At 65.2% G+C, this 26,362-nt stretch carries 29 protein-coding genes and 1 tRNA gene; 19 read left to right on the top strand and 11 right to left on the bottom strand.

Translation table 11 applies throughout. The features are described from left to right. Nucleotides 1–14: 14 nt before the first annotated feature. The 5 genes from MXF70_RS14705 to MXF70_RS14685 form a co-directional block, all read right to left on the bottom strand. Nucleotides 15–938 carry a DUF7856 family protein gene (locus MXF70_RS14705; RefSeq protein ID WP_248516456.1) on the bottom strand — a complete coding sequence of 308 codons (924 nt, stop codon included), beginning with the start codon at nt 936–938 and terminating at the stop codon, nt 15–17. Between the two features lie 2 nt (nt 939–940). Continuing rightward, nucleotides 941–1,297, bottom strand: a complete 357-nt coding sequence (locus tag MXF70_RS14700) for a DUF7855 family protein (RefSeq protein WP_248516455.1) — start codon at nt 1,295–1,297, stop codon at nt 941–943. A 31-nt stretch (nt 1,298–1,328) separates the two neighbouring features. Then, nucleotides 1,329–1,919, bottom strand: a complete 591-nt coding sequence (locus MXF70_RS14695) for a DUF7504 family protein (RefSeq protein ID WP_248516454.1) — start codon at nt 1,917–1,919, stop codon at nt 1,329–1,331. A gap of 108 nt (nt 1,920–2,027) precedes the next feature. After that, nucleotides 2,028–2,312, bottom strand: a complete 285-nt coding sequence (locus tag MXF70_RS14690; protein WP_248516453.1) for a DUF7854 family protein — start codon at nt 2,310–2,312, stop codon at nt 2,028–2,030. Then, a complete protein-coding gene (locus tag MXF70_RS14685; RefSeq protein ID WP_248516452.1) occupies nt 2,313–4,406 on the bottom strand; it encodes a minichromosome maintenance protein MCM in 2,094 nt (697 codons plus the stop codon). 204 nt (nt 4,407–4,610) lie between these two features. Between MXF70_RS14685 and MXF70_RS14680 the strand changes: the two genes are divergently transcribed. The 3 genes from MXF70_RS14680 (at nt 4,611) to MXF70_RS14670 (ending at nt 8,028) form a co-directional block, all read left to right on the top strand. Continuing rightward, nucleotides 4,611–5,801: a GNAT family N-acetyltransferase gene (locus tag MXF70_RS14680; RefSeq protein WP_248516451.1), complete on the top strand. Its 1,191-nt coding sequence runs from the start codon at nt 4,611–4,613 to the stop codon at nt 5,799–5,801. A gap of 300 nt (nt 5,802–6,101) precedes the next feature. Then, nucleotides 6,102–7,571: a sulfatase family protein gene (locus tag MXF70_RS14675; RefSeq protein WP_248516450.1), complete on the top strand. Its 1,470-nt coding sequence runs from the start codon at nt 6,102–6,104 to the stop codon at nt 7,569–7,571. Nucleotides 7,572–7,605: 34 nt separating this feature from the next. Then, entirely contained in the window at nt 7,606–8,028 is a 423-nt protein-coding gene (locus tag MXF70_RS14670) for a GtrA family protein (RefSeq protein ID WP_248516449.1), read from the top strand. Between the two features lie 37 nt (nt 8,029–8,065). Here MXF70_RS14670 and MXF70_RS14665 read toward each other — a convergent pair whose 3' ends face one another. Both MXF70_RS14665 and MXF70_RS14660 read right to left on the bottom strand, forming a co-directional pair. Next, a complete protein-coding gene (locus MXF70_RS14665; protein ID WP_248516448.1) occupies nt 8,066–9,085 on the bottom strand; it encodes an NADP-dependent oxidoreductase in 1,020 nt (339 codons plus the stop codon). 495 nt (nt 9,086–9,580) lie between these two features. Beyond that, nucleotides 9,581–9,721, bottom strand: a tRNA-Met gene (locus tag MXF70_RS14660). A gap of 137 nt (nt 9,722–9,858) precedes the next feature. Between MXF70_RS14660 and MXF70_RS14655 the strand changes: the two genes are divergently transcribed. Continuing rightward, nucleotides 9,859–11,154, top strand: a complete 1,296-nt coding sequence (locus tag MXF70_RS14655; RefSeq protein WP_248516447.1) for a DUF7115 domain-containing protein — start codon at nt 9,859–9,861, stop codon at nt 11,152–11,154. A gap of 72 nt (nt 11,155–11,226) precedes the next feature. Here MXF70_RS14655 and MXF70_RS14650 read toward each other — a convergent pair whose 3' ends face one another. Then, nucleotides 11,227–11,583, bottom strand: a complete 357-nt coding sequence (locus MXF70_RS14650; RefSeq protein ID WP_259370369.1) for a DUF5830 family protein — start codon at nt 11,581–11,583, stop codon at nt 11,227–11,229. 136 nt (nt 11,584–11,719) lie between these two features. Here MXF70_RS14650 and MXF70_RS14645 point away from each other — a divergent pair, with 136 nt between their 5' ends. Further along, nucleotides 11,720–12,406, top strand: coding sequence for a TVP38/TMEM64 family protein (locus MXF70_RS14645; RefSeq protein ID WP_248516445.1), 687 nt, complete (start codon nt 11,720–11,722; stop codon nt 12,404–12,406). A gap of 79 nt (nt 12,407–12,485) precedes the next feature. Here MXF70_RS14645 and MXF70_RS14640 read toward each other — a convergent pair whose 3' ends face one another. Then, nucleotides 12,486–12,641: an HVO_2523 family zinc finger protein gene (locus MXF70_RS14640; RefSeq protein WP_248516444.1), complete on the bottom strand. Its 156-nt coding sequence runs from the start codon at nt 12,639–12,641 to the stop codon at nt 12,486–12,488. 180 nt (nt 12,642–12,821) lie between these two features. On the opposite strand from MXF70_RS14640, the gene MXF70_RS14635 reads away from it, so the two are divergent. Together MXF70_RS14635 and MXF70_RS14630 are read left to right on the top strand one after the other, a co-directional pair. Further along, nucleotides 12,822–13,229, top strand: coding sequence for a 30S ribosomal protein S6e (locus tag MXF70_RS14635; RefSeq protein ID WP_248516443.1), 408 nt, complete (start codon nt 12,822–12,824; stop codon nt 13,227–13,229). Nucleotides 13,230–13,304: 75 nt separating this feature from the next. Further along, on the top strand, nt 13,305–13,823 hold the full coding sequence (locus MXF70_RS14630; protein WP_375140850.1) for an HPP family protein: 519 nt from the start codon (nt 13,305–13,307) through the stop codon (nt 13,821–13,823). Nucleotides 13,824–13,902: 79 nt separating this feature from the next. Here the strand turns inward: MXF70_RS14630 and MXF70_RS14625 are convergent, their stop codons facing one another. Further along, nucleotides 13,903–14,508, bottom strand: a complete 606-nt coding sequence (locus MXF70_RS14625) for a metal-dependent hydrolase (protein ID WP_248516441.1) — start codon at nt 14,506–14,508, stop codon at nt 13,903–13,905. Between the two features lie 114 nt (nt 14,509–14,622). Continuing rightward, entirely contained in the window at nt 14,623–15,900 is a 1,278-nt protein-coding gene (gene hemL, locus MXF70_RS14620; RefSeq protein WP_248516440.1) for a glutamate-1-semialdehyde 2,1-aminomutase, read from the bottom strand. Between the two features lie 138 nt (nt 15,901–16,038). On the opposite strand from hemL, the gene panB reads away from it, so the two are divergent. The 12 genes from panB (at nt 16,039) to flaI (ending at nt 26,324) form a co-directional block, all read left to right on the top strand. Next, nucleotides 16,039–16,866: a 3-methyl-2-oxobutanoate hydroxymethyltransferase gene (panB, locus tag MXF70_RS14615; protein WP_259370368.1), complete on the top strand. Its 828-nt coding sequence runs from the start codon at nt 16,039–16,041 to the stop codon at nt 16,864–16,866. A gap of 161 nt (nt 16,867–17,027) precedes the next feature. Then, the gene (locus MXF70_RS14610) at nt 17,028–17,801 is read left to right on the top strand and encodes a nucleotide-binding protein (RefSeq protein WP_248516439.1); all 774 of its coding nucleotides are present in this window, start codon (nt 17,028–17,030) and stop codon (nt 17,799–17,801) included. After that, nucleotides 17,798–18,361: a DUF8054 family protein gene (locus MXF70_RS14605; protein ID WP_248516438.1), complete on the top strand. Its 564-nt coding sequence runs from the start codon at nt 17,798–17,800 to the stop codon at nt 18,359–18,361. Before MXF70_RS14610 ends, MXF70_RS14605 begins: the two co-directional genes overlap by 4 nt. A 159-nt stretch (nt 18,362–18,520) precedes the next feature. Next, nucleotides 18,521–18,856 (top strand): ArsR/SmtB family transcription factor, encoded by a 336-nt coding sequence (locus tag MXF70_RS14600; RefSeq protein WP_248516437.1) that lies wholly within the window; start codon nt 18,521–18,523, stop codon nt 18,854–18,856. A gap of 104 nt (nt 18,857–18,960) precedes the next feature. Further along, a complete protein-coding gene (locus tag MXF70_RS14595; protein ID WP_248516436.1) occupies nt 18,961–19,239 on the top strand; it encodes a DUF7521 family protein in 279 nt (92 codons plus the stop codon). Between the two features lie 296 nt (nt 19,240–19,535). Continuing rightward, complete coding sequence (locus MXF70_RS14590) at nt 19,536–20,144, top strand: flagellin (protein ID WP_248516435.1); 609 nt, start codon at nt 19,536–19,538, stop codon at nt 20,142–20,144. A gap of 198 nt (nt 20,145–20,342) precedes the next feature. Then, nucleotides 20,343–20,972 (top strand): DUF7500 family protein, encoded by a 630-nt coding sequence (locus MXF70_RS14585; protein WP_248516434.1) that lies wholly within the window; start codon nt 20,343–20,345, stop codon nt 20,970–20,972. A 382-nt stretch (nt 20,973–21,354) separates the two neighbouring features. Then, entirely contained in the window at nt 21,355–23,007 is a 1,653-nt protein-coding gene (locus tag MXF70_RS14580) for a FlaD/FlaE family flagellar protein (RefSeq protein ID WP_248516433.1), read from the top strand. Continuing rightward, a complete protein-coding gene (arlF, locus tag MXF70_RS14575) occupies nt 22,997–23,440 on the top strand; it encodes an archaellum stator protein ArlF (protein ID WP_248516432.1) in 444 nt (147 codons plus the stop codon). The genes MXF70_RS14580 and arlF overlap by 11 nt, the downstream gene beginning before the upstream one ends. Beyond that, entirely contained in the window at nt 23,433–23,897 is a 465-nt protein-coding gene (gene arlG / locus MXF70_RS14570; RefSeq protein WP_248516431.1) for an archaellum stator protein ArlG, read from the top strand. Before arlF ends, arlG begins: the two co-directional genes overlap by 8 nt. After that, a complete protein-coding gene (gene arlH, locus MXF70_RS14565) occupies nt 23,894–24,655 on the top strand; it encodes an archaellum protein ArlH (RefSeq protein ID WP_248516430.1) in 762 nt (253 codons plus the stop codon). Before arlG ends, arlH begins: the two co-directional genes overlap by 4 nt. Nucleotide 24,656: 1 nt before the next feature. Further along, nucleotides 24,657–26,324, top strand: a complete 1,668-nt coding sequence (flaI, locus tag MXF70_RS14560) for an archaellum flagellar ATPase motor FlaI (protein WP_248516429.1) — start codon at nt 24,657–24,659, stop codon at nt 26,322–26,324. The last annotated feature ends 38 nt before the right edge of the window (nt 26,325–26,362 follow it).

Genomic DNA, 26,362 nt, shown 5'->3' with positions numbered 1-26,362 from the left:
GGCCCCGATCAGAGTCACGCCTCGACCAGAATCACCGGCGCGTCGAGTGCGGCCGCGGCGGCTGTAGCCGACGCGAACCACTCGCCAGCGACGACCACCGGCGCTGAAATCGGGGCAATCCGACAAACCGCCAGCGCTCCGATCGCGTCCGGACCGTCGACACTCGCGGGAGCGTTGGCGTCGCTGGCTCCATACCTGTCGCTGACCACGTCGCTGTCGTTGGCTCCATAGCCATCGCTGGCTCCGTCGACGGCACCCGATCCGCAGGCACCGAGCGCCGACAGCGCTCGTTCGAAGGACGACTGTAGTTCGCCCGCGAGCTCCCGTCGCGCGTCGCGTTCGAGATTCCGCTCGCGATCCTGGAGCCGGAGCCGCTCTTCGCGGCGGTCCCGTGCCTCTCTGGCGTCTGTTCGGGCGCGCTCCAACGACTGCTCGGCAGCCAGTCGCTCGGTGCGGCGTTCGGTGAGGTCAGCGACCGCCCGCTCGCGTGCATCGGCGAGTGCCGCGGGGTCCTCGCCCCGATCCTTCGCGGCCTCCAGCTCTCCGCGGAGCGTCGCGACCTGTTCCTCCAGACCAGCGGCGTCGTCCGTCTCGGCGACCTGCCGGCGCTTTGCTTCCAGAGAGACCGATGGCAGATCGAGCGCGGCGAGCTCCTCTCGAACGTCCGCGAGCGCCTCGTCGACCGAGGATTCGTGTCCCCGAACGCGTGCGACCTCGGCGAGTGCAGTCTGCAGGGGGTATGATCGATCCGGTTCGACGATGCCGACGTGATCGTGGATCTCTCCGGGTTCCGGGCAGCGGACCGTCAGAGGCGAGTCGTCTGAAGCGTCGGAATCGTCGTCGGAATTGCTGCGGATCGCCGCCGCGACGGCCGCTACCTCGTACTCGCTATCGCGGAGATCGAACGCTCGACCGCGCTCGCCGTCGACGATCGGCACGGTCAGTCTCGCCCGTCCTCGGTGAGGTCCCGTCCCCGGAGCGCGTCCGGCGACGGGTGGTCGGTCCCAGCAGCGAACTTCGCGTAGGGGGTGCTCGGATGCTCCCGGCTCTCGTAGGCCGCGGCCGCGCTTCGCACCTCCTCCCCGACGGTCTCGAACTCGTTGAAGGGGACAGTACGTTCGAGCTGTACGTCGGCGCCGTGTTTCTCTCGCAGGCGGAGCCCGAGAAACGCGCCCATCGCGGACTCCTCGAACATGGCCGCACGACCGAGTCGCCGGACGACGCTCTCCTCGTGTGCGTTACAGACGTTGCGGAGGGTCTGTCGGGCGGCTCGCGAGTACGTCACGACGAGCAGCACGCTGTGGCCGTCGAACTCCTCTGAGTAAAATTCACCGATTCCAGTTGCGCAGAGAAGACGAAGCAGCGGCGACGGAGCCGTCGTCGTCGAGCGTGAGCCGGCCGTCGACCAGCGACGCGACCTGTGCGACGAGCTGGTCGTCGTGCGCGCCGGGATCCATGTGGAAGTGGCCGATTGCGCCGTGGCGATGGAGTCGCCCGACGAACACGTGGAGGAACTCGAAGGCGGTGTCGAGGTCGACGTACTGCAACAGCGCGGTAACCGAGTCGAAACAGACCGCCGTGGAGCCGTCGGTGCCCGAGAGCAGCTCCGTCACGGCGATCCCGACGCCGGTGAGGTCCGTCGGCGAGTTCACCGTCTCGATGGCGTCGAAAGAGTCAGATGGCTGGTTGCGGACGTCGCCGATGATCACGCCACGGGCCTGGCCCGCAGGATCGGCGTGCTCGTAGACGTGTTCGAGCCTGTCGGAAGGGTCGCCCGACCAGCTGACGTAGAGGAGGTTCTCGGCATCGCTGTCCGCGATCAGCCCGGTACAGCCCGCCGTTCCCGCGTCGCCGAACCCGGGTGCGAGAACGAGCACCGAGGCTGGCTGATCGCCGTCTGGAAGCTCCGGAATGGACATCGAGATACATCGTGAGGCGGCGCGCCCGAGACTAAACGGTGTCGGCCAACCGAGTGTGCAACCTCGATCGCTTCGAACCGAGATTCGTGGCAACCGACGCAGCAGTAGTCAGTCGCCGTTCGCGACCCGCTCGACGTCGGCGTGGGCACAGTCGGCGTCGACGTGCTCGGCCGCTCGGTCCCGGGCGGTGCCGGGCGAGTCGGCGACGATCACGACTGCCCGGTCGTCCGGTGGATCGACGCGGTAGACGGCGGTGCGCTCGTCCTCGAAATCACTCGCGTAGGTGCGCAGGACGGCCTGGACCTGCTGTTCCATGCTGGCGAGATCGGTCTCGCCCTGCTCGAACTCGCTCAGGGCGTCCTCGACGTTGCGAAGGGTGGAGATTCGGTCCATTCAGGTCGTGCGGACGTGGTCGGTCTTCGGCTCGTACACTTCGCCCTTCTGTTTGAGCTTCTCGAGCTCGCGTTCGGCCTTCTCCGCGCCGATACCGATCTCGTCGGCGCGGTCGTAGACGGCGTCGACGGGGACGCCGCCCTCGTACTCCTCGGCGAGGTCGTCGATGAGCGCCTTGAGGTTCTTGATGCGATCGCGCTGGCTCTTCGAGGTGCCAGTCTCGATGACGTCCGCGTCGAACTGTCCGGTCTCGGGATCGACGCCGATGTCCTGCAGCGAGGAGCGGACGATCTCGATGACGCGCTCGGCGTCCTGCTGGGCGACCTCGTCGGCGAGGCGGACGCGGGCGCTGGCCTCGGCGAGCCGGACGAGCGCCTCCAGCTTTCGGGCGGTGACCGGCACGGGTGCGTCCTCGTCGGCGCCCTTCGATCGGAGGTCGACGTAGAACTGCTGGATCGTCTCCCGGGCCTCGTCGGTCATCCGCGGGTAGCAGTTCTGCTGGGCGTAGGCCACGTACTTCCGGAGCAGCTCGGGATCGATCGTCGGCTCGACGGTCTCCTGGGCGGACTCGACCTCTTCGAGCGTGACGTCCGGCGCGTTCATCTGCTCGCGCTGGGTGTTGAGCTGGCCGGCGTAGTTCGCTTCGAGAATGTGTTCGGCCAGCTCGCGGTCCTCGTCGGGGTCTGGCTGGTCGGTGACGGTGAAGATGATGTCGAACCGCGAGATCAGCGCGGGTTCGAGGTCGATCTGTTCGCCCATCGGCTCGTACTGGTCGAAGCGGCCGTACTTGGGGTTGGCAGCACCGAGCAGCGAACACCGACTCTTGAGCGTGGCGTTGATCCCGGCCTTCGAGATCGAGATAGACTGCTGTTCGAGTGCCTCGTGCATCGCGGAGCGGTCGTCGGCGGCCATCTTGTCCAGCTCGTCGACCGCGGCGACGCCCTGGTCCGCGAGGACGAGCGCGCCCGCTTCCAGGGTCCACTGCTGGCCGTCGCCGAAGTCGTCGCGGACGGCGGCGGCCGTGAGCCCTGCCGAGGAAGAGCCCTTCCCCGATGTGTACACCGATCTCGGGGCGATGTTCCGGACGTACTGGAGGAGCTGTGACTTCCCTGTCCCGGGGTCACCGATCAGGAGAATGTGGAGGTCGCCCCGGATCCGGCTCTCGTCTGGGAGATGTTTGGTGACGCCGGAGAACAATTGCAACGTCATCGCGAGCTTCTCCTCGTCGTAGCCGTGGATCGTCGGCGCGATCGCGCCGATCATCTGCTCGTAGACGTCCTCGCGCTGGGAGAGTTCGAGGATCTGCGCGCGGTCTTCCTCCGTGATGTCCATGTCCTCGAACTGCTCTTCCTCGACCTCGACGGAGACGCCCTCCATGTAGACGTCGAAGATCGCGGACTCGTTCTCGCCGTCTTGGTCGAGCCGCAGGATCCCCGTCACGACGACGTGGTCGCCCGGCGTCACGTCGCCGGTGACGTCGTCCTCGATGTTGACGTCGATCGCCTGGGGCGTCTCGCCGCCGCGCAGTCCCTCGGGCGATTCCTGGACCCGAATGCGCTGGGCGTCGACGAACTCAGACTGGTCCTCGTTGAGTCGGAACGGGCCCTGTCGCTCACACGATCGGCACTGGTGGGGCTCCTGGAACTGACCGCCTTCCTGTGGAACCCGCGTCAGCGTCTCACAGCGGACGCAGCGAAACGCCGCCTCGGTACATTTCGGGCGAACGTCGGTCGCCTTGCGGACGATTCCTCGCACCCCGACCATGGTGTTGACGTCGCTCGCACGGATCTCGCGGATGTCCGTCGAGGACGGGAGTCCGCGCAGACGGACGTGGGCCTGCCCGAGCGTGACGTCCACCGGGAGGTCGTAGAGACGAAGCGCCTCTTCCGCGGAGCGCTGGAGCTGTTCGGGCTGTTCGAGATACTGCTCGGCGAGCTCCCGATCGAATCGGTAGAGGTCGTCGTAATCGACGACGAGAGACTTCTGCTCGCTGGGGTAGCCCTCGGCGAGTTCCCCGATCTCGCTCCGGTAGTACTCCCGGAAGAACTGCTCGAAGGTGTCGACGTACTCCTGTTGGTCCACCCCGGTTGCCATCGACACGTAGTCAGTCGTCCTGGTGTAAAAAGGGTCGCCTACGCCCGTCGGGACGGTAGGCGGTACGTAGATCCTACCAAAGGGATCCCGTCGTGTACGCAGCTGTAGCGAATGAGTCGTCCGAACTCCACGTCGACCGGGTCGGAATCGGGCGGTTCGTCGCCGACTGACACAGGGGCGACGAACCGCCAGCGCTCCGAGACCGTGGTACGCAGCTCGTCGTCCGATCCGACGATTCGGTGGTACGAACCGGGCGACGTCGAGCAGTTCCTCACGCTCTACGAGACAGTCTGGGGGACGCAGAAAGGACCGGCATGGTTCGACTGGCGGTTTCTCGAGAATCCTGCGGCCAGCGGCGTCGAGATGGTTCTCGCCGAGACCGACGGTCAGCTGGTGGGCGCCGAGCCCGTCATGCCCTACCGGCTGCGCGCCGGTGACCGCACCGTCGCGGCTCGACAGCCCGTGGACTGGATCGTCCATCCGGAGTACCGCCGGATGGGGATCTTCAGCTCGATGACAGAGCAGCTCGTCGCGGGGCTCAGCGAGGACGCTTCGCTGTTGTTCAACTTCCCGAACGAGGCGCTGCGTCCGGGTATCGAACGGTATGGCTGGCGAATGATCGACACTGTTGGCGCACGCTATCGCGTTCAGGATCCACGGGCGGCGCTCGAAATGGGGCCGTCGTCAACATCTGTCGCCGTGTCAAAGCGGGCCGCTCGCCTCGGGTCGCCGCTCGTCAGGCGCGGGCTGGGGCTGCTCGATCGTGTCGGCTCGCCGAGTGACGCAGTCACCGTCGAGCGCGCCCGCGGGGTTCCCGCCGGGACGGTCAGCTCGCTGTACGCCGAGAACGTCCCCGAGCAGATGCACGTCCCGCGTAACCGGGCCTTCCTCGAGTGGCGCTTCGCGAATACCCGGTGGGACGTCGAAACGTACGTGGCCAATCGCGATAGCGACGTGGTGGCGACCGGCATCGTCGCCACCGAGTCCATCGACGGCCACGATCTCGTTCGGTTGCTCGACGTCCAGCCGATGACGACCGTCGCCGGCGACGCCGACGCGTTCGAGTCGATGCTCGCGGCCCTCGTCGAAGCGCACGCCGACGCCGCCGTCCTCAAACTCCCGACTGGCCTCTATCCCGGCGTCTGCAGGCGGCATGGCTTCGTTTGCGACGACGGCTTCCTCTTCTCACGACTCTCCGCGACGACCTATCATGCGGTCAGACCGCTGGGTGGAGAATCTGTCACCATCGCCGGTGATGCGGCGGACGGTTCTATCGCTGCCGGGTCGGAAGATGGGCCTCCGTGGACTGCCCAGATCGAGTCGGCCGACGGATCGTTCGACCTCGCGGATTCCGCGGACTGGCTCCTCGCGCCAGGTGATATGGACGTTGCCTGATCACATTCGTGCAGCAGACTGTCTCGAGAACGGGATCTCGACGAGAGCGGTCGGTAGGCGCGAGATCACAGCTACGACTGACACGAGTCGGGTGCGAGCGGCTCCGATCCCAGCCGTGCGAGCTGGTGACAGGACTGCCGCAACACCAATACGCTTGCTGCCCCTTACTCGAAGCGGTACGGCCGATTACTTCGATCCGAAGGCGATCAATGGGTTAAGGTGGGACGATCACTCACCTCCGACGAACCGATCGGCCTCCGCTTTCCGGTGTCCCTCCATCGCACGCGGGCACACGACACAATGAGCAACACACCATCCGACTCGGACAGCGACACACCATCCGCCTCGAACGTGCTGTTGGTCACGGTCGACTCGCTTCGAGCCGACGCCGTCGGCGCCTACGACGAAGACCGATCGACGCCGGTGATGGACGGCCTGGCGGCGAATGGCACTGTGTTCGAGCGCGCCTACGCGAACGGCAACTGGACGCCCTTCTCCTTCCCCTCGATGTTGGCCTCGCGACACGTGTTTAGCGAGGACGGCTCGATCGGGGTCCACTCGGGGACGACGCTCGCGGAGGTCCTCTCCGACGCCGGCTTCTCGACGGCCGGATTCAACGCCGCCAACGGATTTCTGAGCTCGCACTGGGACTACGACGCCGGCTTCGACGAGTACGACTCCTTCGTCGCCAACGTCGGCTCCGATCTTTACGGAAAGTACCTCTCCACGCATCCGACGGTCGAGGCGTGGCTCCAGGTCGCGACGGCACCGGCCCGCCGCATCGGCCAACTGCTTCGCCGCCAGACCGACGACCGGCCGTTCCTCGACACCGCCAGAATGTTCGACGTCGAGCACGCTGCGACGGACTTTCTGTCCGAGACGGCCTCCCAGGACGAGCCGTTCTTCCTCTGGGTGCACTACATGGACGTCCACACGCCGTACGTCCCGGCCAAACGCTACGTGCAGGAGGTCACGGACGACCGGCTCGGCATCCACCGCAAGCTGCTCGCGCACACGTACACAGGCCTCGGCTGGGAGGTCGGCGATCGGACGCTCTCGGACCTTCGGACGCTCTACCAGGCGACGGTTCGCCAGGTCGACGCGAGCATTGGTCGCCTCCTCGAATCGCTCGAGACTGCTGGGGTCCGCGACGACACCGCCATCGTACTGGCCGGCGATCACGGCGAGGAGTTCCAGGAGCACGGCCACCTCTCCCACTACCCCAAACTCTACGACGAGCTGATTCACGTTCCGTACATCGTGGACGTGCCTGGGGCGGAGTCCCAGCGAATCGAGGAGCACGTCGGACTCGACTCCATCCCACCGACGGCAGCGGAGCTGGTCGGCGTCGACGGCCACCCTGGCTGGCAGGGGACATCCCTCGCCCGCACGATTACCGAGGGCGAGCGCCCCTCGCCCGAGCCGGTCGTGTCGGTTACCGTCCAGGCCGATTCGGTCACCAAACAACCGATCCCACGGACGCTCGACGACGGTGATCTTCTCGTCAGCGTTCGAGAGGGCCCCTGGACGTACATCGAGAACGTCGATACGGGCGACGCGGAGCTGTACGACCGCACCGGCGACCCGGCCCAGCAGACGAACCTCTCGGACGATCCCACGCCGGACCAGCGCGACGTGATCGAGTCGCTCCACTCGGTCGTCGAGACCCACGTCGCGACTCTCGGCGACGGTGATTCGTCAGATACTCCCGGGGAGGAGGACGTCGACGAAGACGTTGAAGCACGTCTCACGGCCCTCGGCTACCAGTAGCTCTGCGTCGGTGGTTGACTCTCTAATTTAGTAGATGATACGGTCATTCCTGCGGGAGCTGGTGAGCGGTCCGATCGCGCCACAGCTCCGCAAGTTCGTCGTCGTCGGCACGATCGCGGCCGGGCTCCAGCTACTACTCCTCTGGCTGCTCGTCGACAGTGCCGGTCTCCACTATCTCGTCGGCGCAGTGGTCGCCATCGAGTGCACGATCGTCTTTCAGTACGTGCTCAACAACCGCTGGACGTTCCGTGCCGATCGCAACGAGGGAACGCGGGCGTTTTTCGTCGGGCTCGGCCGGACCAACGTCGTCCGCGCCACTGCCATTCCGATCCAGATTGGGGTGCTTTACGCGCTCGTGGCGTTCCAGGGTGTGCCGTATCTCCTGGCGAACGCAGCGGGGATCGCAGTGAGCGGCGTCTATCGGTACGTCTTCGACGCGCGCTGGACGTGGGGATGACCCACCTGCGGACGGATACGATGCGGAACGATGCGCCTTACGCCGACGGCTCGGACACCTGCACGACCTGCTTGCCGATGTTGTCGCCGGAGAAGAGACCGAGGAAGGCCTCCGGTGCGCGGTCGAGCCCTTCCACGATGGTCTCGCGGTGTTCGAGTTCGCCCGCTCCAACCCACTGAGCGAGCTGTTTGCTGGCCTCGCCGAAGCGCGTGGCGTAGTCGCCGACGAGTAGCCCCTGCACCGTCGCGCGCGGTGCGATGAGCATGGGGAGCTTGCGCGGCCCCATCGGCACCGACTCAGCGTTGTAGTGGGCGATCTGCCCGCAGACCGCGACGCGGGCGTCGAGGTTGAGCTTCGTGAACACGGCGTCCGTAATCGGGCCGCCGACGTTGTCGAAGTAGACGTCGACGCCACCGGGTGCTGCGTCGTCGAGCGCCGCGCGGTAGTCCTCGGTCGTCTTGTAGTTGATCGCGGCGTCGAATCCGAGGTCGTCGGTGAGCCAGTCGGTCTTCTCCTCGGAGCCGGCGAAGCCGACGACGTGACAGCCGTTCATGCTGGCGATCTGGCCGACGACGGAGCCGACGGCGCCCGCAGCGCCAGACACGACGACGGTGTCGCCGGGCTTTGGTTCGCCTTCCTCCAGCAGCCCGAAGTAGGCGGTGCGGCCGGGCATTCCCAGCACGCCGAGATACGCCTCCGGATCCGCGATCGAGGGATCGACTGGCCCCACGTCGTCGCCGTCGAGCACGCTGTACTCGGCCCAGGCGCCCTCGCCAGTGACGAAATCGCCTTCCTCGTAGGAATGGTGGTGACTTTCGACGACTTCGCCGACGACCGCTCCCTTGAGAACGTCGCCGACGTCCCACGGCTCGGCGTAGGACTCCCGATCGTCCATCCGGCCCCGCATGTATGGGTCGACGGACAGGTACTGAACTTCGACGAGAAGCTCCCCCGGATTCGGGGACGGTCGCTCTTCTTCCCGTAGATCGAAACAATCGAGATCCGGTTCGCCCTGCGGTCGCTCCGCGAAGTACCACGCGCTGTGAGTCTCCGGCATACTACTACCTGCGAGCGTCCGATGCAAGGTTCTTGGGCCTGCGGCACGGCTCGCTGTGTCCCCGCGGTGCAGAAATGCTGTCGTTCGACCGGCGATGCTGGCACGTCGGTTACCGTTTGAAGGCGGCGAGCCCAATGCCCACGAGGACGCCGACGAGTCCGATCGCCTCGAGCGGCAAGTGGACGACGTTACCTGGGACAGGGGGTTCCTCGTTCGCGTAGAGCCTACGGGCCGGAGGCCCTCCCCGGACACGAGTAACGGTGACACCGCTCACTATCGTTCGCGGGTCGCGTCAGAAATGCCGGGGAGGGCTGTCGAACCACGGAAAAACATCGTTCGATCGCGGCGCTACCGCTCGCTCTACTCGACTTCCTGGCCCTGCACTCAGTCGCTCCCGTCGGTCGCTCCATCGCGCAGGACCAACGGGTTCTCGCGGACCCGGGCACTGCTTCCGGCGTCGTCACTCACGAACGTTCGTTCCTCGCGGAAAGACAGTGCCCGGGGAGGGCTTCGAACCCTCGATCTCCGCATGTCCCAGGTTCGAGGCTCGGCAGTCCCCGTATCGGACATGCGAACTCCGCACCGAAGCTCGGAACCCTATGAGTGCGGCGCTATGTCCAGCTAAGCCACCCGGGCTCGGTCGAGATTTCATCGCTGGTGCTCTTAAGCCCTCTCATCTTCGGGCACCCGTACGTGCCACCCGCGACGCCCTCGGCGCTTCCCGCCGCGCTGTCGCCTCGGGGTTTTAAGCCACCGGGCTGTGAGACCCTCGTATGGACGTTCCTGGCATCGTCGAGGAGGCGCTCGACGGCGAGGAAGTCGCCGCCAGCGTCGATCTCGGCGGGGACGACGCGCTGTTCGTCACGCCGACGCGAACGCTAATCTACCGTAGCGAGGGACTGCTCAGCGACGAATCCGTCGAGTCCTACAGCCACGAGGCGGAGTCGCTCTCACTCTCGCATGGTCGACGCAAAACGCGCATCACGCTCGACCACCCCATCGACGGCGTCGAGGAGTTCACGCTACCCTCCGGTGCCGCCGACGAGGCGATTCCCTCGATTCTCGCGGGAATCCTCGGGATGAACGACGTGCTCGAGGACGGCGAGTCCGTCGTCGACTCGTACCTCTTCTCGGAGCTGACGCTCGTGATTGCGGACAACCGTCTCGTCAAACACGTCGGCGAGACGGTCTGGGACCTCGACTTCGAGGAGTACCCCTTCGCCGACGTCACGGGAGTCTACGCCGAGAAGGGGAGCGTCGCGACCCAGCTCGTCATCGAGATCGACGGCCGCGCCGAGCGGATCAAGACGCCCAGCGACCGCTCCCGCGAGGTCAGGGAAGAACTCGAAGGGGCGATTCGCCGGTACCACGGTCTGGCCGCCGACGCGGACCTGAACGACGCGCTCGCACCAGCCGAGCCCGGGGATACCGCCTCCGACGACGTTTCCGAGGAGTCCGACGATGGGTCGGGCGGCGGGATGGACTTCGGTGAAGGCGTCGACCCCCTCAGCGCCGGCGACACGACGCAGGACGGCAGAAATCCAGATCCGGCGGACCTCGATGGGCCTGGGACGAATACGAACGATACGACCGATCGAACCGGTACGGACGCCGTGCCCACCGAGGACTCGGTCGGTGCTGCCGATGCGGGTGCGAGCAGCCAGCAGTCCAGCGCTGGCGGCGCCGCTCCGCAGAGCCGATCGTCGAACGACGCAGCGGCAGCCTCGGACGAGGTCACGCAGGAGTCCGGTGCGACAGACCAGGCACAGCCCAGCGCGACGAACGAGTCCAACGACGGGCGGGCGAACCGAACTGCGAGCGGGTCGGACCCATCAACGCAGCAGCGATCCGACGACCCCGACCCGACCTCGCCCGCTGCGGACCCGCCGGACGGGCCGGCTGCCGGGGATGCGAAGGCAGTAGACACCGAGGCGGCTTCGGACCGAACCGACGAACTCGCCGAGGAGGTCGAGGAGCTTCGCGTCGCGGTCCAGAAGCAGAACAAACTCCTGACGCGCCAGCACAAGACCATCCAGAAGCTCGTCGAGGAGCTTCGGCGCGGTCGATAGCTGACACGATCCGCCGCTGCGTTCTCACCAACTCATTCACTCGCGTCCAGTGATTCACTTGCGTCCAGCGGCTCACTCGCGCCCAGTGACTTTCCTGATGCACGAGGAGCCGAAGGCGCCGATCTCCCCACCGTCGACCTGGATGAAGTGGCCTTCCGAGATCGTCGTGCCACAGCGCCGGCAGTCGAACTCTCCCTCTCGGACGACCACCTGGGAATCGAAGCGGACGAACGCGTCACCGGCGGGGCGGACAACTGCTTCGTCTCGTTCGATCGCGCCACGGGCCTCGGCCTCCCGAAGGATCTGGCGCTGCATCGCGGGATCGACCGTGATCATCTCGATTCGATCCATGGCGTCGGCGACGCTGAGCTCCTCGTGTTCGAGGTGCTCCAGCAGGGCGACGCCGAGCTCGACCGGATCTCCGTCCACGGTCTGGCTCTCGACGCCCACCTGCTAATTCCTTGCGTCGACCTGCGGGCTGATCCGTCATTAAGCGATCCGATCCCTGGCTGCTCCCTCGCACCGATGGGAAACGTTCACTTCGATGGCCCTCCGCCTCGGGGACGTGCACCGCGGCCTGCGGACGGTAACGCTCGCGCTTGTGGTGGCCGGCGTCTCGCTGGCAGCCCTGCTTCACTCCCCGGAGCCCTTGCTCGACGCCGCGGAGCGGGCAGCTTCGGATCCGTTGCTTTTCGCTGGCGTGATCGCCGTCCTGTACGCCGTTCGCCCGGCCCTGCTCTGGCCACCGACGCTCGTCGCCGTCGTCGTGGGCTATGGCTACGGCGTCGTTCTCGGATTCCCGATCGCACTCGCGGGCGCCGTCGCGACCTCGATTCTCCCCTTCTACGTCACGCGATGGCTGGGGACCGACGCTCCCGGCGCCGATCGCGTGAGCGCCATCGGCGAGCAGTATCTCGCCACCGCTGGTCCAGTTCGGGGCGTGACGGCCGCTCGACTGGCACCGATCCCAGCCGACGCCGTGACCGTCGGCGCCGCACTCGCGGACGTCCGCTTCCGATCGTTCGCGCTGGGTGTGATCCTCGGCGAGATTCCGTGGACGATCGCAGCGGTCGCCGTTGGAGCGTCGCTCGCGACGCTCTCTACGGAAGGTGCGACTGCTGGCGGTTTCAGGCTGATCGCGCTCACGACGATCGCCGCCATCGCGGTGCTCGTCGGTCCGGCCTACCGCCGGTACGGCGAGCGGATTGGCCTGCCCGTCGGTGCGGGAAGCGGTGGCGGTGAGAGCAGATAACCTGCGGACGGACGATGTTGGCGTTGGCGAAGTGTCTTAACCGCAGATAGTGAGCGACCTGAGCAGTCAGCGACGCTGCTCAGTAGAACGTATCCGCGCAGTCGTAGACCACGCCGTGCTTCGGGCAGACGTACTTGCAGTGACGCCGGTACATCGACTCGCCACAGGCTGGGCAGGGCCGGCCCGCTGACTCCTCCCCGTCTCTATCAGTCCTTGGGTCTGTACGTGCGGCCATATATCACGTTTCGTCGTCTTCAGGCAAGAGTGCTCGGCAACCGGAGTGAAAGTGATCGCGAGGGAGAGCGTCGCGATCGCTGTGTGACAGCGTGGCCCACTGAGTACCGCCTCCAAAGCCCCGAGCAGGCCACGACGCCGTTCCGACGTACTTTTGGGGCGTCCCCGATTTTTCACTGCCATGGCACCATTTCAGGTCGTCGTTGCCGATCCGGACTCGGGTCGGACCTTCCAGCGGGAAGTCGACGGACAGGACGCGAACCGATTCGCCTCGCGATCCCTCGGCGACGAGGTCGACGGAGACGCAGTCGGCCTCGACGGCGCTACGATCGAACTGACCGGCGGCTCCGACGACGCGGGTCGGCCGCTCCGCGCGGACGTCGACGGCCCGGATCTCAAGGAGGTCCTTCTCACCGGTGGCGTCGGCTTCGAGCCCGACCACGATGGCGAGCGCAAACGCGTCACCGTTCGCGGCCGCGAGATCAGCGACGCCGTCGCCCAGATCAACGCGAAGGTCGTCGACGCAGGCGGCGTGGACGTGGCTGCGGCATTCGGCGACGAAGACGCCGACGGCGACGACGAGGAGTAACGCCGTTCCGACCCCACTCGCGCGGTGCCGAGTGGTCCCCTCACCGCACGTTCTTTCACCGATCTCATTTTCCAGATGTTTCTCTCGACGCCCCGTGGACCGACCGTCGTCGCGGGGCTCCACGCGGGCCTCCTCTTCGGCGTCGTCGGCATCCTCGCCGTCGCTACGGGACAACCGGCGATCTTCCCGAGTCTCGGGCCGACCGCCTACGTGCTTGCCATCGAGCACCGCGGCCCCCGCGTCGAGCGTCGGCGCGTGATCGGCGGCCACGCCATCGGCGTCCTTGCCGGGCTGGCCGCGTACTATGCTATTGCCCAGGGGATCGCCGTGACCGGTGGTCTTTCGCCCGGTTCGATGGACGCGATCCGGCTCGCCGTCGCTGGCGTCGTCTCGGTGACGCTCACGACGTGGGGGATGCTGGCGACCGACGCGACCCACCCGCCCGCCTGCGCGACGACGCTCATCGTCTCGCTCGGTCTCCTCTCTGGCGTCGTCGAGGGCGCGATCATCCTCGCGAGCGTCGTGGTTCTTTCAGAGAGTCACCGGCTGCTAGAGGGCGTTGCCGCGGGCACGCTCGATCGCGTGACTGGCTGAGTATCGACTGCTGTTCGGTGCTCCTGCCAGCAAGAACTGTCTGATCGGTTCACGGAACTGCGTTGCCGCCGTGCTCGGTCTAGCTCCCTCGATAGCGGCCGGGGAGATACGTCGCGAGTACGCTCGGAACGAGTTCGACGACTTTCTCGACGACGTCCGCGAGCCACTTTCGCAACGCTGCGTAGGTGATCCCGACGACGAGGGCGGCGATCACCAGCCAGCGAACTGGGGTCTCGGTCAGCACGAGCAGGGGAATCGCGAGCACTCCTGTCGCGGCGAGGTCGCCCGGTGAGCCGTCGTAGCAAATCAGCCGCCGCGGCGTCCGCCACTCCCCGTTGTGGTGGTCGTAGACGCCGCGATCGGACGTTTCGGCCCAGGGACGGAGTTCGAGACTGCCACCCAGCTCGTCCATCCGGCAGTGCAGGGCGGCCGCAGCGAGGAGGAACGTAATCCCGACCGTGACGGGCGTCGGGACTGCGAGTGTCACCGCCGCTGCGATCGTGGCTGCGAGCGGATAGTAGACTGGGTAGTGTAGCGTCCGCCGGTGGCCGGCGTAGATGTCGAGGTCGGGAACGACGCTACCTGCGGCGGCGCCAGCGAACGCTGCCGGTGCCAGATCTGGCGCGATCGCCGCCACTGGCAGTGCGATCGCGAGCCCGGCCAGAACGTGCGTCGGCAGCATCATTTGTACCGGAGGAAGGGCCGCGAGGCTCCTAATGGTTCCGCAGGATCGTGCGACGTGGACCCATCCGGGATGGATCGGGCGCGTCGCCGGGAACTCCGGAGCGTCGATCGGCCCTCAGAGCGTCGCCTCGTACGCCGCCAGCGTCTCCTCGACGTCTTCCTCCGTGTGCGCGTACGTGACGAACTGGGATTCGAACTGGTTCTGGCTCAACAGGATACCCTCCTCGGCCATCGCCGGGCGGAAGATACTCCGCCACCGGTCGGTCTCGCCGTCTTTCACGTCTGCTGCGTTCTTGACCTCGCCAGCGCCCTCGCGCGTGAAGTGGACCTTGAAGATGCCGTCGACGCCGGCGACCTGGTAGCTCGGCGCCCGCTCGGCGACGATCTCTCGGAGTCCCTCCCGGAGCTGCTCGCCGAGCCCGCTGACGTGTTCGTGGACGTCGTTCTCGGCGGCGTATTTCAGCGACTCGAGCCCTGCAGCCATCGTCACGGGGTGGCCCGAGAAGGTGCCGGCCTGGAAGACGTCGCCGCTGGGCGTGAACCCCTCGACGATGCCCGCGGGGCCGCCAATTGCGCCGACGGGGAAGCCGCCGCCGATGAGCTTTCCGAATGTGGTGAGATCCGGTTCGATGTCGTACTTGCCCTGCGCGCACTGGAGCCCGCCGACGCGGAAGCCGGTGATGACCTCGTCCCAGATCAGCAGGGCGCCGTGATCCTCCGTGAGGTCCCGAACGGTCTCGTGGTAGTCCTCGACCGGCGTGACGATGCCCTGGTTGGCGAGGATCGGCTCGATCAGGACCGCAGCGATCTCGTCGCCGCGCGCTTCGAACACGTCAGTAATCGCGTCGTGGTCGTTGAACGGCACCGGGATCGTGTGCTGGGCGAAGCTCGCGGGGATTCCCGGGCTGGAGGGACGAACGTGGTCGCCCTCGCCTTCGACCAGCGTGGACTCCTGTGCACCGTGGTAGCCGCCCTGCATGACGACGACCTTGTCCCGGCCGGTGTGGCCGCGGGCGAGCCGCAGCGCGGAGACGGTCGCCTCAGTCCCGGAGTTTACGAACCGGAGCATCTCCACGCTCGGGACGTGCCGCGCGACGAACTCCGCGTGCTCGACCTCGATCTCTGTGGGCATGCCGAACAGCGGCCCCTGGCTCGCGTGGGACTGGATCGCGGCGCTGACCGGCTCCGGCGTATCGTGGCCGTAGAGCAGCGGACCGAGCCCCATCAGCCAGTCGACGTATCGGTTGCCGTCTGCGTCGACGACGTGACCGCCGTCTCCCGACTCCGCGAAGAAGGGGTACGGTTCGGTGGCGCCGCGGACGGCGGAGTTGACGCCCCCCGGGAGGACCGACAGTGCCCGATCGTAGAGCTCGCGGGACCGCTCGTGATTCATGGCTGCCCGTTGGTAGCCGTCCCTAAAGTCGTCTCGGGAACGAACCGACGGTCGGCTCGCCGAGCCGTACTGTTGGGGGCGACCGCTGGTTTCGGACTGGACGCGAGATTTATCACACCGGAAACCGCTCCTCCAACTGTGTCGCGAACGACGATTCGGGATCTGCAGGACCGCTACGAGTCCGGGGAGCCCATCACAATGTTGACGGCCTACGACGCGCCGATCGCACGGCAGGTCGACGCCGGTGGCGTCGACGTGATCCTCGTCGGTGACAGCGCCGGCGACAACCACATGGGGTACGACGACACCCTTCCCGTCACGCTCGAAGAAGCGCTCTCGAACACCGCCGCAGTGAGCCGAACGGTCGAGGACGCGATGGTGATCGGCGACCTCCCGTTCCTCTCCTATGGCACCTCGATCGCCGAGTCCGTGGAGAACGCCGGCCGGTTCATGAAGGAGGCCGGCGCCGACGCGGTGAAACTCGAGACCGCACCGTACGGCGAGACGACGATCGAAATCGTCGATCGCTGCACCGAACTCGGCATCCCCGTCCAGGGTCACATCGGCTACACGCCTCAGCGGACGAACGCAATCGGCGGCGCGTTCGTTCAGGGGAAGGACCGCGACGTCTCCGCCGGGACGGAGGCACTCGTCGACACGGCAGAGGAACTCGAAGCTGCTGGCGCCTTTTCGATCGTCCTCGAAACCGTCAGCGAGGCCGCCGCGAAGGCCGTCACCGAGGCTGTCGACGTCCCGACGATCGGCATCGGCGCCGGCCGCTACGTCGACGGACAGGTGCTCGTGATCAACGACGTGCTCGGCCTCGGTGGCGAGTCCTACAAGCTGTCGCGGCAGTACGCCGACCTCGATTCGGAGGTTCGCGGTGCGGTCGAGCAGTACGTCGCCGACGTCGAATCTGGCGACTTCCCAGCCGCGGAGAACGCGTTCGATCCGATAGAGGAGTGAACGGTACCGAACGTACGGGCGTCGGACTGTGGCGCGTCGTACTGAGAAGCCCGGGCTGATGATCGCTACATGACGAGTACAGTACTCGGGAGGGCGTACGGCTGCGTGAGGTCTGGTTCGATCCGAACGTTTTAGGACGAAAGATTCCGTAGTACGGGCCAATGGTCGAAGCCTTCGCCGTCGCGAGCGGGAAAGGGGGCACCGGAAAGACGACCTCCGCACTGGCCCTCGGGATGGCGCTGGCAGAAGAGCACGACGTCACCGTCGTCGACGCCGACACCGGAATGGCGAATCTCCTCTTTCACGCCGGGCTCGCGGACGTCGACACGACGCTCCACGATCTCTTGGTCGAGGATCCGGCGCTCCCCGTCGGGGACGCAGTCTACGAGCGCCACGGAATGTCCGTGGTGCCCTGTGGGACCAGCCTCGCTGGCTTTCGCGACGCCCATCCCGAACGGCTCCGACACGTCGTCGCGGAGCTTGCAGCCACCACCGACGTCCTGTTGCTCGATTCGCCCGCAGCACTCGGATCCAAGAGCGCAGTCCTTCCGATCGTGCTCGCGGATCGGACGATCACGGTGCTCCAGCCGACCGTGCCAGCCCTCAGTGACGGGCTCAAGGTCAGGGAGTACGCCCGTTCCTACGGCACCGAGGGTGCTGGCGTCCTGTTCAACCGCGTCACCGACGAGAGTGCGGTCGAGCGCGTCGCGGAGTCGAGCGACCGCTACTTCGACGGCCCGGTCCTTGGGGTCGTCCCGGAGTCTGGGGCCGTTCGAGCAGCACGGGAAGCAGGTAAACCACTCCTCGCGCACGCGCCCGACTCCCCCGCGGCCGCTGCCTATCGCGACGCGGCTCGAACGCTCGACGTCGACGCAGGGGACGCGGACGTGGTCGCGGATCGGTTCGCCAGCGCGGTAGTCCCCGATCCACCATGACGGTACACGGCGGCCGGCTGGTGCACTCCCGGGTCGTCGCCGATCTCGGCGACGTACTCGATCTCGCACTCGAAGAGGCGATCACCGGCTATGCGACCGTTGAACCACAGGACGCCCTGTTGCTAGACGCAGAGGGCGTCGGCGTACTGGCGCTGGAGGCCGGCGTTCCAGTGGCTGCTCGCCACACCGGCACGGGGCGCGTGGGCCGCGAGACGCTCGCAGAGCTGTCGGTTCCCGGTCCGTGCCGGGTCGAGCTGTATGAACGCGACCGCCCCGTTCAGTTTGCGGATGACCCTTCGAACCGGATACCTCCCGGGCTGCCTGCTGACAGACTGGTCCGCGACGCCGACCTCGCGAACCGGACTCGCTCCGCCGCTGCTGAGCGGGGCACTGGCGAGCGGACAGACGCCGACGCCCTGGAGGCGTTCCTCACGGACGACGATCGCGTCGACGCGATCCGGCGGGAGGCCAGAACTGAAGCACGACAGCGAGCGGCCGAGTGGGGACTGACTGACGCACTTGCAGAACCTGTGGACAGCGATGTGGCTGTCGACGAGTGAGGCCCGAACCGTCGCTCTCACGGCGAAACCCGGGCGACTGAGGGGCTCGCTATGTGGTTCGCGCAGGTGAGAATTCTGTTATTTTCAGTGAAAACGCCGGACAAAGCGCCTGGAAACCGGCAATAACTTATTTGAGGCGTTTCCGGCTACTACACGGACATGGATCCGGTGGCACTGTTGAGCACGCTCGGGAACAAGTACAATCCCGAGATCCTCCAGACGACATACGAGCCGAAGTCGGCGCAGGAGCTCAGCGAGGAACTCGACATCCCGATCGCGACGAGCTATCGCCGGGTCGAGCAGCTCCAGGAGCTGGGGCTGCTAGAGCAAGAGGGCAAGGAGTTCTCCGACGAAGGGCGCCAGCGGAAGGTCTACCGACGGAGCGTGGACGAGATCGTAGTCGAGCTGGGGACCGACGATCTCGACGTCGACACCACCGAGCGTACAGAGGCGAAAAACGCGCTCAACGACGTCTGGAGTGATCTCCGCGGCTGACGCGGTCTCGGTTCTCGGCAGCTATCACAGCAGAGAATTCCCGGCGTGGATTTATGAGTCTGTTCGGATCATCGGGAGATAGTCCGCAGACGCGGGTGTCACAAATGAAGCTCATCGAACTCCTCTATCTGGCGTTCAGCGGAACCCTGGCAGCCGCGGGCCTCACCATGGTCGGCATGGCGGTCCGCGCGTACGCCCAGACCCAGCACCGTCACATGGTCCACCTGTCGGTCGGCTTCACCCTCATCGTCGGTGCGGCCGTGGCGACCACGATTAGCGCGTTCATGAACGACTTCCAGAATCCGCAGTCGCTGTTGACTGTCAACTACTTCGTGACCACGCTTGGGTTCGTGTTCATCGTTTTCAGTCTGGTTGCGGAGTAGCTCAAACAGGTGTTTTCACAGATTGATAACGCCGCTTGGCTCGTTTTCCGGCATGATATTCCGATCCACTCAGTTCCCGTAGGGGTCTACTTCTGTCTGATTCTCTCCTCTCTGGGTTCCAGCTAACCGAATATCCGACACCAGTTGACGTATATTGGTCGAATGGCCAACAGGCTTAACATACTAATCACGGCTGGCTGCTGCAGAGTTATCACGAGAAAAAATACTGCCACTGCATTTATCACCCACTCTCTACCCAGTTGGTAGTACGCCCTCGCAGCAGGGCTGCTCAACCAATGAATCTGATTCCAGACGAAGACGACCGCGGTCAGGTGGGGATCGGTACCCTCATCGTGTTCATTGCGATGGTACTGGTCGCCGCGATTGCCGCGGGCGTCCTGATCAACACTGCAGGCTTCCTGCAAGACCAAGCACAGAACACCGGCGAAGAGTCGACTGCACAGGTCGCCAACAACATCCAGGTCCAGACACAGAACGGCATCGTAAACAGCGTTCCTACTGGAGATAACATCACCCACATCGAAGTTGGGGTGCAGCCGGCAGCCGGTGCCGAGGCGATTAATTTAGAGGATCTGACGATTCAGTATACGAACCAGAACAGCACGAACTTCAACCACCAAGAATCGGACAATGAGGGTGACGTGGGCAACTTTACCACCACTCCTGTATCCGTGCAAGACTCCTCTGACAACGTGATGAGTCAATCCGGAGACTTCTACATGATCAACATTAATCTGTCCGACCACAACACCACGAAGCTGCTTGAACCGTCCGAGGAAGCTGAACTGACGATTACGACGCCACAAGGGTCCCAGACAGTAGTCAGCCTTCGCGCACCGGACTCACTGGCCACTGCAGAACCTGGCCAGACCGTCGAACTATAACGGTTCGAACGACCTTCATTTTCGATTTTTCTCGCTTGACGCCAGATACTTCTCCATCCAGTACTGTACTTCTACGGCTGTTTTTCGGTCGATAAGGGGCTGAACGGGCAAGCTTGACCATCCACTCTAGGTGGCGGAGGGTACGCGATGGATCGGTGGCCCATGAAGTTATGTAATCTGGCCTGCTAGTACAGTTCAATGGATCCCGAACCGGATCCGACGGACGAGGAAGGGAAGGTCCTCTCGCCGCAGGAGCTCGAACTCGCCAACAAGGACGGCGTCGAACAGCTCGAAGAGGGTCGATTCGTCGTCTCGCCCGACGGCACCGATCCGGACGTTCCCACGGAGCTCTCCGTCGACGGTGCGGACGTCGAGTCCTCGGCGCGCGAGCAGTCAGTGGCAGCGACGAGCGCCGAGCCCGCGGCCGAGGAACCGGCGACTGTCGAGGCCGAATCGCCACGGCTCGATCGGACGTCGATTCAGGACTGGCACGAGCAGCAGCTGAGCGAATCACCGTCGGCCTATGGCTACCACCTCTCTCTGAAGGCCGGTTCGGCGATCGACCACCACACCATCCACTCAGACGACGTTACGATGACGTTCAACAATCTCCTGTTGTGGTACGCCAGGACCGTCGACGGTGATCTGCCACCGGGTGCCGTCATCGGAATTTTGCTCTCGGATGCGAGCGTTCCCGTTCAGTTCCCGGTGAAAGCGCTCGAGCAGTTCGTGATGGACCAGGGACTCTCGACGGAGGATTCGATTGCCGACCTACTGGAAGCGGTCCGTGACGATGGCGGAATCGTGTTTCCGCCTCGGACGGAGTAGTCGCGACTCTCGGTCGCAGTCGGTTCGTGGCCGTACCTTCCATCTTGTCTCTAACCCTGTGCATCGTTCGGGAGTGAGCACATTTTCCAGCTTTCTTCTCTGCTCTCTCACCCGTTTTCGGGCGTGTCGGGCCCGCGGGCCAGAACCGTTGCAACTTCAAAGTACTGGCCGAATTATCCTTGGAGATAATTGGCGGTTTCGTTTGTTCACTGATGCGAAGGTGCACTCCGATTCCGGACGCGCGTACGCACGGCAATAAGACCTTTAAGAACTCCAGCAGTACGGATTATCACGACTGTACGCGGTAGCTATCCACAGCAAACCTCTGCGCAACAGACGAGAATTCGAAGACTACAATGAACGATAATCGGGGGTGGTAACGATGGGCAACGAGGCGCCGAACGACGCCGCTGGGCTGCTCGGAACCGTACTTTCACGGCTCGGGGGCGAGCCCGAGAACAGGTCTGAACAACAGGCTGGCGCAACCTCGGAGTCCTCTGGTCCTTCGGAAGCCTCCGACGGTCGCGGCGACGACGGCCGCCCGCTCACCGACGGCGGCGCGGAGGACGCACCCATTGGCGACAGCCCGTGGGCTGAAGACGATCCGATCGTCTTCGGCGACGACGCCGATACCGATCACGGCGACGCGCTCCTCGATGCCGTCACCGACTCCGACGACGAAGCTGCGCCACCGTTCTCGGCGTCGTCCAGCGACGAAGTAGTGGCCGATGTCTCTGGCGATTCCGCCGGATCGACGGCTGACGATACGGAGACAGACCGCCTCGACTCCCAGCGCCTCGACGAGCTCGAAGCCAGGATCGGCGCGCTCGAGTCCGATCACGTTCAGCTCGAGACGTCTCTCTCCGACGTCGCCGCTGCAACGACTGGTCTCCAGACCGAGGTCGAGACGGTCGGAACCGACGTGCGACAGCTCGTAACGATGCTCGGCGGACTCGCGGTCGCGTCGGCGCAGTCCGACTCTGCGGAATCCGCTGCGGCCGGATCCCCCGAGGAGTTCGAGGACGCGGAGTCCCTCGAATCCAGGCTCGACGACGCTCTGGACGGTGCCGTCGAATCCGTGCTCGAAGACGTTGTCGAGGACGCGATCGCGGAGTTCGGTGAGGCCATCGTGGCCGACGCGGCCGCCGCGAGTGAAGCCGATGGGGGCTCCCCGGACGACGGGACGATTCCGGACGAAGCAGCGCCCCAGGAGGACCCGGTGTCTCCTGACGAATTGCCGGATTCACGAGACGAGGCTAACGGGGCCGAATCGGCCGACGGCGGAGACGAGACGTCGGAGTTCGACGTGACGGGCGTGCCAGAGGGCATCCATCGCGGCGCAGGCGAGCCCCCGACGCCCAACTCCGCTTCTGACACCTCCTCTGACACTATCTCCGGCGGCTCCGCAGCAGCCACCGATGCCGAGAGCGGCCAGGACGACGCAGAGGCGCCAGCTCCGAGCGCCGACGTGCGCGCCGAGGAGTCTACTGCGGCCGCGACGGAGACCGGGCCGTCTTCCGAGCAGCCGTCTCGAGATCTCGTCGATCCGCGAACGGAGGCCGTCGGCGCACGCCTCCGTCAGTTCCGGGAGGGGTTCGTCGACGATCCGACGGCCGACCTCCCGACGGGAAACACCGCCGACGAGTTCCGATTCGAGAAGATTCTGTTACCGACCGATGGCGCAGCAGCACCGGATCTCTCGGCAGACGAGCTGGCGAAACCGTATCTCGAAACGCTCCCCGACGGCTACGCCGCGGACGCCGTCGTACTCGAGTGGCTCGACTGGCTCGTCTCTGCAGCGGACTGTGTGAGTGCGGCGCACGCGGTCGGCTACTACGAGTCGATCGACTGGGTGACCGAGGACGTGCGGGCGGATCTGCTCGGCTATCTCGACGGACTCGGGCAGGTCGAGGGAGCCGCGGACAGCTACTCCGTCGACGAGCCGCCCGAGGCGCTCGATCTGCAGGACCACCTCAGGAGTCTCCAGTACGTGACCGAGCTCGCGTCGGGGGAGGTGGGAGCGGATGGGATTTAGCGTCAGCGGGGCGACCGCGATCATCCTCATCGGCGGACTGATCGCGTTCAGCTTCGCGTTCAGTGCGGTTAACAACGGGTACGAGCGGGTTTCCGAGGCCCAGCAACAACAGGAGGACAGGCAGCTCCTGCAGACGAACTCGGACGTCGGCATCGCGAACGCGACTCACGACGCGACGGCATCCGAACTCACCGTACACGTCAACAACACCGGCTCCGCCGTGTTGACCATCGAGGAGCTGTCGTTGCTCGTGGACGGGACCTACCGTGGGAATCTCACGACCAGCGTGGACGGTGACAACGAGACGTCGGTCCTGTTGCCAGGGGAGCAGCTGGTGATGACCCTGGCGCAGACCACCCAGCCCGACCGCGTCAAGGTCGTCGCGGGGACTGGGGTTGCCGCGACGGAAACCGAGGTGATCTCGCTTGGCTAGCGTCTCCGTCTCCCATCTCGTGATCTTCATCGCGAGCATGCTCGTCGCGGCCACGGTCGCCGGCGCACTCGTTACCGGGGTCGATCGCATCAGCGACTCGGTCACCGACAGGAGCGTCGGCACGAGCGAGGAGGTGCGGACGGATCTCGTGCTCATCTCCGATCCGGGCAGCGGCGCGATCTACAACGACTCCGGCGGGGACGGCGTCGTGACCGTGCTCGCGAAAAATACGGGATCGACGAACCTCGCGGCGACGACCGACCAGATCGACGTCCTCGTCGACGGTCAGTACGTCCCCGGGAGCGATTTCAACGTGACCTCACTCGAGGACGATCCACAGAACTGGGTGACCGGTACGGTAGTCCGGATCGAGATCGAACGTACGCTCGACGCTGGCGATCATCGGATCCAGGTGTCGACAAACGGTGACGAGGAGGTGTTGCGGTTCCGCGTATGAGTGGACGCAATCTCGTCTCGCTGGGGCTCGACGATCGCGATCGGCTCAACAGCGAGCTGGGCGGAGGGATTCCCCGCGGAAGCATCGTCATCATGGAGGGACAGTACGGCGCGGGGAAGTCGGCGCTGAGCCAACGGTTCACGTACGGTATCTGTGAGGAGGGCAACACGGCGACCTTCCTCTCGACGGAGCTGACGGTCAAGGGGTTCATCGACCAGATGCACTCCCTGGACTACGGCGTCGAGGATCACCTGCTGGACGAGCGACTACTCTTCCTCCACGGTGACATCGACTCGACCGACGCCCTCCGTGGTGGCGATGACGAAGAGGAGGGTGAGCGAATGCAACTGCTCAAGCGGCTGATGGACGCCGAGACGATGTGGCAGTCCGACGTAATCATCCTCGACACGTTCGACGCAATCCTGCGGAACGATCCGAAGTTCGAACACCTCGTTCGGCAGGGGGACGAGCGACAGGCTGCCCTCGAGATCATCTCCTTCTTCCGGGACGTGGTAGCGAAGGGGAAGATCGTCCTCCTGACGGTCGACCCGACGGCGGTCGACGAAGAAGCCATGGGGCCGTTCCGGTCGATCGCCGACGTCTATCTCGAACTGCAGATGATCGAGGTCGGTAACGACGTGCGCCGAAATATTGCAGTAAAGCGGTTCACGGGTATGGGTGAACAGGTCGGTGACTCGGTCGGCTACTCTGTCAGATCGGGCATCGGAATCGTCATCGAGAGCAGGAGCGTGGCCTAACATGGCAGATCACGGAACCAAACAGATTACGCCGGAGCTTCGGAAAGTCGCGGGGCGACGGCCACATCTCGCGCAGCATCTCAAGGAGTTCAAGCGGATCACCGGCGAGTTCCCAGAGCTGATCGAGGAGCCGACTGGCGAGTACGAGACCCACCGTCCGAACGTGCTCTACCCCGTCGGCGGCCCGATCTACTGCCACGTTTACGGCGACCTGGGTCGCGACACGAAGTATTACGCGATCGAGCCGACGCTCGACGACACCGAGGTCGGGCTCTACAACGACGTCCGCCGTCGGCTGCTCGAACGCAGCGCCTCGAAGCCGGCACCGGAGAGCGAGGAAGAGTACGACCAGCGGATCGACGAACTGCTCTCCGAGACCGTTTCCATCGAGGGGGCAGAGGTCGGCACCGTCGACCAGCTGCTCGATCGGATCAGTGGCGGTCCAAAGACGGTCGATCAGCAGACCTACGAGAACATTCGCTACCAGCTGACCCGGGACATCGTCGGGTTCGGCCCGCTCGAACCGGTCATGCGCGATCCGGCCAACGAGGACATTCACGTGATCGGCCCCCAGCAGTGTTTCGTCGATCACGACACGTTCGGCATGCTCGAGACGACCGTCGAGTGGGGATCCGACGAGGAGTTCGACAACTGGCTGCGCAACATGGGCGAGCGCATCGGCGATCCGCTGTCGGACTCCGACCCGATCGTCGACTCGACGCTGCCCGACGGCTCCCGTGTCAACATCATCTACTCCGACGACGTCTCGATCCAGGGCTCTTCGCTCACCATCCGGCAGGGCGAAGAGGTGCCGCTGTCGGTCCTCCAGATCACGAAGTGGGGAACGCTCTCCCCGGAGCTGGCGGCGTACCTATGGCTCTGTCTGGAGAACGAACAGACGGTGTTCGTCGTCGGGGAGACCGCGTCGGGGAAGACGACGACGCTCAACTCCATCATGTCGTTCATCCCCTCGGACTCGAAGATCTACACCGCGGAGGACACCGCCGAGGTGCTGCCCCCACACGACACCTGGCAGCAGCTTCTCACGCGTGAGGGCGGGAAGGAGGGATCGAACGTCGACATGTTCGACCTCGTCGCGGCAGCACTCCGATCCCGACCTGACTACATCATCGTCGGCGAGGTTCGTGGTGAGGAGGGGCGTATGGCGTTCCAGGCGGCACAGACGGGCCACCCCGTCATGTTGACCTTCCACGCGAGCGACATCGTCTCGATGATCCAGCGGTTCACGGGCGACCCGATCAACGTCCCGGAGACGTTCATGGACAACGCCGATGTCGCGCTGTTCCAGAACCGCGTCAAGCAAGGCGACGACGTGTTGCGCCGCGTGACTTCGGTTCAGGAGATCGAGGGCTACTCCAAGGAGATGGACGGCGTCGTCACCCGCCAGTCCTTCTACTGGGACCCCGCTGCCGACGAAATCGTCTTCCAGGGCATGAACAACTCCTTCGTGCTCGAAGAACAGATCGCGACGCTGCTGGGCTATGAAGACACCCGCGAGATCTACGACGAACTCCAGTTCCGGGCCGATCTCATTCGTCGCTTGATCGAGGAAGACGTTTTGGGCTACCACGAGGTCAACGACGCGATCGCCGACTTCCAGCGCGACGGCATCGAGGGCCTCCCCTTCGATATGGCCCGGACGAGGTGATCGTCGTGCTGGTCGCACTCTCCCGGGATCGAACGATT

The sequence above is a fragment of the Salinarchaeum laminariae genome (genome assembly GCF_023204835.1).
Classification (GTDB): domain Archaea; phylum Halobacteriota; class Halobacteria; order Halobacteriales; family Salinarchaeaceae; genus Salinarchaeum; species Salinarchaeum laminariae.
This window is presented reverse-complemented; position numbering and strand designations above follow the sequence as displayed.

Coding starts and splice junctions, on each gene's coding strand:
- MXF70_RS14695 (WP_248516454.1), bottom strand. CDS start 1,919: ATGTCCATTCCGGAGCTTCCAGACGGCGATCAGCCAGCCTCGGTGCTC.
- MXF70_RS14690 (WP_248516453.1), bottom strand. CDS start 2,312: ATGGACCGAATCTCCACCCTTCGCAACGTCGAGGACGCCCTGAGCGAG.
- MXF70_RS14685 (WP_248516452.1), bottom strand. CDS start 4,406: ATGGCAACCGGGGTGGACCAACAGGAGTACGTCGACACCTTCGAGCAG.
- MXF70_RS14675 (WP_248516450.1), top strand. CDS start 6,102: ATGAGCAACACACCATCCGACTCGGACAGCGACACACCATCCGCCTCG.
- MXF70_RS14670 (WP_248516449.1), top strand. CDS start 7,606: ATGATACGGTCATTCCTGCGGGAGCTGGTGAGCGGTCCGATCGCGCCA.
- MXF70_RS14665 (WP_248516448.1), bottom strand. CDS start 9,085: ATGCCGGAGACTCACAGCGCGTGGTACTTCGCGGAGCGACCGCAGGGC.
- MXF70_RS14655 (WP_248516447.1), top strand. CDS start 9,859: ATGGACGTTCCTGGCATCGTCGAGGAGGCGCTCGACGGCGAGGAAGTC.
- MXF70_RS14640 (WP_248516444.1), bottom strand. CDS start 12,641: ATGGCCGCACGTACAGACCCAAGGACTGATAGAGACGGGGAGGAGTCA.
- MXF70_RS14635 (WP_248516443.1), top strand. CDS start 12,822: ATGGCACCATTTCAGGTCGTCGTTGCCGATCCGGACTCGGGTCGGACC.
- MXF70_RS14630 (WP_375140850.1), top strand. CDS start 13,305: ATGTTTCTCTCGACGCCCCGTGGACCGACCGTCGTCGCGGGGCTCCAC.
- MXF70_RS14625 (WP_248516441.1), bottom strand. CDS start 14,508: ATGATGCTGCCGACGCACGTTCTGGCCGGGCTCGCGATCGCACTGCCA.
- hemL (WP_248516440.1), bottom strand. CDS start 15,900: ATGAATCACGAGCGGTCCCGCGAGCTCTACGATCGGGCACTGTCGGTC.
- MXF70_RS14610 (WP_248516439.1), top strand. CDS start 17,028: ATGGTCGAAGCCTTCGCCGTCGCGAGCGGGAAAGGGGGCACCGGAAAG.
- MXF70_RS14605 (WP_248516438.1), top strand. CDS start 17,798: ATGACGGTACACGGCGGCCGGCTGGTGCACTCCCGGGTCGTCGCCGAT.
- MXF70_RS14600 (WP_248516437.1), top strand. CDS start 18,521: ATGGATCCGGTGGCACTGTTGAGCACGCTCGGGAACAAGTACAATCCC.
- MXF70_RS14595 (WP_248516436.1), top strand. CDS start 18,961: ATGAAGCTCATCGAACTCCTCTATCTGGCGTTCAGCGGAACCCTGGCA.
- MXF70_RS14590 (WP_248516435.1), top strand. CDS start 19,536: ATGAATCTGATTCCAGACGAAGACGACCGCGGTCAGGTGGGGATCGGT.
- MXF70_RS14585 (WP_248516434.1), top strand. CDS start 20,343: ATGGATCCCGAACCGGATCCGACGGACGAGGAAGGGAAGGTCCTCTCG.
- MXF70_RS14580 (WP_248516433.1), top strand. CDS start 21,355: ATGGGCAACGAGGCGCCGAACGACGCCGCTGGGCTGCTCGGAACCGTA.
- arlF (WP_248516432.1), top strand. CDS start 22,997: ATGGGATTTAGCGTCAGCGGGGCGACCGCGATCATCCTCATCGGCGGA.
- arlH (WP_248516430.1), top strand. CDS start 23,894: ATGAGTGGACGCAATCTCGTCTCGCTGGGGCTCGACGATCGCGATCGG.
- flaI (WP_248516429.1), top strand. CDS start 24,657: ATGGCAGATCACGGAACCAAACAGATTACGCCGGAGCTTCGGAAAGTC.